Source organism: Paracoccus sp. (in: a-proteobacteria), from assembly GCF_047973135.1.
Taxonomy (GTDB): domain Bacteria; phylum Pseudomonadota; class Alphaproteobacteria; order Rhodobacterales; family Rhodobacteraceae; genus Paracoccus.
Genome location: NZ_JBKEBL010000319.1, coordinates 1 through 4,160, shown reverse-complemented (window position 1 = coordinate 4,160; position 4,160 = coordinate 1). Strand labels below are relative to the sequence as shown.

General features: G+C 63.8%; 5 protein-coding genes and 1 pseudogene. 3 read left to right on the top strand and 3 right to left on the bottom strand.

Annotated elements, in window-relative coordinates; genetic code table 11:
* Positions 1-507 precede the first annotated feature (507 nt).
* From ACK5L9_RS22830 to ACK5L9_RS22820, 3 genes and pseudogenes are all read left to right on the top strand, one after another.
* Positions 508-906: pseudogene (locus ACK5L9_RS22830) on the top strand (tripartite tricarboxylate transporter substrate-binding protein); the annotation flags it as partial.
* A gap of 36 nt (positions 907-942) precedes the next feature.
* Positions 943-1,083 carry a hypothetical protein gene (locus ACK5L9_RS22825; protein WP_416913749.1) on the top strand — a complete coding sequence of 47 codons (141 nt, stop codon included), beginning with the start codon at positions 943-945 and terminating at the stop codon, positions 1,081-1,083.
* On the top strand, positions 1,083-1,253 hold the full coding sequence (locus tag ACK5L9_RS22820) for a hypothetical protein (protein WP_416913748.1): 171 nt from the start codon (positions 1,083-1,085) through the stop codon (positions 1,251-1,253). The genes ACK5L9_RS22825 and ACK5L9_RS22820 overlap by 1 nt, the downstream gene beginning before the upstream one ends.
* A gap of 280 nt (positions 1,254-1,533) precedes the next feature.
* Here the strand turns inward: ACK5L9_RS22820 and ACK5L9_RS22815 are convergent, their stop codons facing one another.
* From ACK5L9_RS22815 to ACK5L9_RS22805, 3 genes are all read right to left on the bottom strand, one after another.
* Positions 1,534-2,664 (bottom strand): NAD(P)/FAD-dependent oxidoreductase, encoded by a 1,131-nt coding sequence (locus ACK5L9_RS22815; RefSeq protein ID WP_416913747.1) that lies wholly within the window; start codon positions 2,662-2,664, stop codon positions 1,534-1,536.
* Position 2,665: 1 nt separating this feature from the next.
* The gene (locus tag ACK5L9_RS22810) at positions 2,666-3,688 is read right to left on the bottom strand and encodes a Gfo/Idh/MocA family protein (RefSeq protein ID WP_416913746.1); all 1,023 of its coding nucleotides are present in this window, start codon (positions 3,686-3,688) and stop codon (positions 2,666-2,668) included.
* A gap of 23 nt (positions 3,689-3,711) precedes the next feature.
* Positions 3,712-4,160: amino acid ABC transporter ATP-binding protein (locus ACK5L9_RS22805; RefSeq protein ID WP_416913745.1), on the bottom strand; the 449-nt coding region annotated here is incomplete at its 5' end.

The window sequence follows — 4,160 nt, the reverse complement described above, 5'->3', positions numbered from 1 at the left end:
GACAATGATCGCCTACGCCTTCCTGCAATCCCGCCGCCTCAAGGCCGCGGGACGGGAAAAAAGAATCCCCGGCCCGCCCCCGCAACCAACCATGCCAGCCGTCAGGCAAGCCATCCTCGACGCCTTCGCGAGATCGCCACCAGGACGCTGCCCTCATTGTGAAAAGCTCATCCAAGAGCGCCCCGGGAGAAATCTGCCAAAGTAGTGCTAGGCCCTTGCTTCAGCTTACTTGCGGATAGAGATGTATGAGTTTGACACGGGCGTCTTCGGTTGAGAATTGCCAGTTGACCTTTGCGTTTGCGGTGTTTCGGTTTCGGGTCCATGCACTGATTTGGGCGTCGAGCGTGGCCGGGTCCGGGATGCGCCGGTCCGCTTCGACCACAGGGAGGAACGCATGATGCCAGGTTCTGCTCGGCGGGGATTGGATCCATGGGCCAGTTCTCGACCGAGTATCTGCTTCAGGAAACCGGCACCGACGCCAGGCATATCCCCTAAAAGGGCAGCAACGATGCGGTGGCTGCGATCCCGTCAGGCGAGATCGGGTGCATGGCTGATCCTGCCGTCACCCAGCAGATCGACTCGGACCGGATAAACGTCATCGTCGCACTTTCGTCCGAACGGCACCCGGCCTTTGATGGCGTGCCCACCGCGACCGAACAGGGATATGATCTGGTTCTGTCGGGTTGGTTCGGGGTTTTCGCCCCCGAGGGGACCGACAAGGCTGTCGTCGATACGATCTCGGCACCGCTGAAGGAAATGGTGGAAAGCGATGCCTGCCGGGAACAGGTGCTGAGGATGGGCCTGCTGTCCGCCTATCGCGATCCGTCCGGGACCGATGCGGCGGTCGGGGACGATCTTGTCACCTTCACCCGAATCCGCGATGCTGCAGGCATTTCGATCAACTGATCCGGCACGTGAACGGGCTGTGAAAGGGGGCACGGGATGACAGGATCGCATATCCGGTACGAGGAAGCCGGGGGAATCGCCGAAATCACCATCTGCCGACCCGAGAAACGCAACGCGCTGACCGCAGCGATGATGTGCGATTTTCTTGTGCTGACCGAGGATGGCTTGGCCCCCTGATGGAAGAAAATTTCCGCCATACGCTGATGCTGTCGGACGGCGATTTCAGCACATTCGTGCCCCGCCCGATCAGCGCCGCATTTTTCGCGGCCATCGCCCTGATCCTGCTGACGCAACGGATCGCCTCGCTGGCGGAACGCAGACATGCCGCGCGCGATGGACAAAGCTGACGGAAGCCGGGTTGATCATCAAATTGGCGCAGCATCAGCATAAAATCAAATGGTTATAGCCTGACAGCACAATCAAAGAAAATCGTCAGGCATAGAGTAATGCCGACGGTCTTGAGTTCCTTGCGATCCCGATGACGGGCACAACAACGGGCCAGCGGACGACCACGGGGGACGATGCGCCTTGATTCCGGGCCGGGTCTGCTGTTCTGGCGTCGTGCCAGGGGCAGCAATATCCGCCTGTGCGGCCTGCGGGAATGGTCATTCGCCGGGGCCGCCGCTATCAGCCTTCAAAACGTTCCGGGCGGAACGGGGCGAACATGGGGTGGCGCAGGCCAAGGGCCATTTCCTCGGCAAGCAATTCTCCTGCGATCAGCCCCAGAGTGGCACCGCTATGGGAAAAGGCCAGAAAGCAGCCGGGCAGGTTTCGCAATTCGCCAAAGACCGGCTCGCCATCGCCGGGAATCGGTTTGGGGCCCAGATGCACCGCCTTGACCGTCAGTTCGGGCGCGCCGCAAAGAACATTGCGTGCTTCGTGGATCAGGCCCGCGACGGTGGATTCACGGGCCTCGAAACGGCCATCCTCATGCAGGACGACCTCTTCCTCGGACCAGCCGGAGTCAAGGAAAAACCCCCCCTCGGGTGTTGGCCGGATCGCGACGCGCGGGGTGTTGAGGACGGCGCGCAACGGATGGGGCAGAGGATGGGTCTCGACCAGCAGAGCGATGGGGGTGTCATCGCCGATGGCAATGCCCTGCGTTGCCATGGTGGCAGGGACCGCCGCGCCCGTCGCCAGCAGCACCGCATCGCCTGCAAAGACGCGGCCATCCGCCGCACAGGCGCCGGTGCAGCGCGCATCCGCGATCCGCAGTTCGGCCTGTCCGGCATCGGTGACGATGCAGCCGCCCGAGCCGGTGATTTCATCCGCCAGCAGACCGATCAGCGACGGCAGATCCACCCAGCCCTCGTTCGCGTTGAAGATCGCACCGGCGCTGGTTACTTTCTGGGCATCGACGCCCGCGACCCGCGCTGCAACCTCGTGGCGCGACAGCAGCTCGGCCGGGTATCCAAGCGCGCGTTCATAGCGGAACACATCCGCGATGTCGTTTTCGTCATCCTCGGCATCCCAGGTCAGCCCTCCTGCGAAGGACAGCCAGGCCGCGCCGGGATGACGGTCGGCCAGCACCCGGTAACGTTCGATCCCGGCTTGCCGCAGCCGGTGATAGGGCCGCGACCGCCGCCGGGCCGAGTTCAGCCAGGCCAGCGACCGCCCCGATGCGCCATTGCCAAGCGGGCCGTTATTCAGCAACGTAACCGCCACGCCCATGCGGACAAGATGCGCGGCGGTCGAGACGCCAAAGATGCCGCCGCCGATGATGACGGCTGTGGCGATGGCCGGGGCTGGACTTTGCATGTCAGTCAACTCCTGCTGGGCCGGTGAGATCGGCAAGGCTTTCCCACTGGCCACTTTGGGCGGCGCGTGTCAGCGCCTCCAGTGCGGCGGCATTGCCAAGGATGCAGGGCACGGGCTGGTTTTCCGTCACCGCCCTCACGAAGGCTTCGGCCTGAAGGCGGTACTGATCGGCGGGCGGGCAGACCACGACCTCGCGCCCGTCGCCCAGAAGATCGTCGCCCCGGTCGATGGCCAGACGGGCATTGTGACCGGCGGGGCAGTTGAACGGCACGTCAAGGACAAGATAGCCTGCGGTTCCCAGCAGTGTCAGTTGCTGCACCATCGCCCCCTGCGTCGAGACCGTAAAACCAAGCTGCCCGCCGCCCGGAAACCGCGCCGCACCGGTGGTCAGGCGGTCGGTGCCGAAACGCGGATCCTGGTCCATCGTGCAGGTAACGGAAAGAGGCTCGGCCTCGAAAAAGAACCGGGCGGCGTCAATGGCATAGCAGCCGATATCGTAAAGCCCTCCGCCGCCTATATCCTTCTGGTTGCGGACATTTTCGGGGTCGGTGTTGGAATAGCTGAACATCGCCTGCACGCCCGTCAGCCTGCCGATTCGCCCGGCCCGCACGAAAGCCCGCGCGCTTTGCCATTGCGGATGATGACGGGTCATGAATGCCTCGGCGACGACGCGCCCGGCGGCTTGCGCCGCATCTGCCACCTGCCGCGCCTCGGCCAATGTCAGCGCAAGGGGCTTTTCGCACAGCACATGCTTGCCCGCCGCAAGCGCCCGAAGGGTCAGCGGCACATGCAGGTGGTTGGGAAGCGGGATATAAACCGCCTCGACCTCGGAATCGGCCAGCAGCGCGTCATAACTGCCATGGGCGCGGGGGATCCCGAACTGGCGGGCGACCTGCTCGGCGCGGGTCAGATCGCGCGAGGCGATTGCCGAAAGGTGGCAGCCCCTGGCATTCTGCAAGGCGGGCAGCATCGCCTTTTTCGCGATCCCCGCCGTACCGAGAATGCCCCAAGAGATTTCTTTCATCCTGTATGTCCTGATATGAGCGGTCAAAGTACCTCGGCGAAGAATTTCTTCAGCCGGTCGGTTCGGGGGTTGGTAAACAGAGCTTCCGGAGTGCCGGATTCGACGATCTTGCCTTCGTCCATGAAAACGATCTGGTCGGCGACCTGCCGGGCAAAGCCCATCTCATGCGTGACGACCATCATGGTCATGCCGCGCCGTCCCAGATCTGCCATCAGGTTCAGCACCCCCTTGACCAGTTCCGGGTCAAGCGCGCTGGTCACTTCGTCGAACAGCATGATCTCGGGTTCCATGGCCAGGGCACGGGCGATGGCGACGCGCTGTTGCTGGCCGCCCGACAGGCTGGCCGGGCGATGGTCGCCGCGCCCCTGAAGGCCGACATCGGCCAGACGCGCCTCGGCGATGGCGCGCGCCTCGGCGCGGGGGATGCGCTTGATGCGGGTCAGGGCCAGCATGATATTGTCGCGTGCCGTGT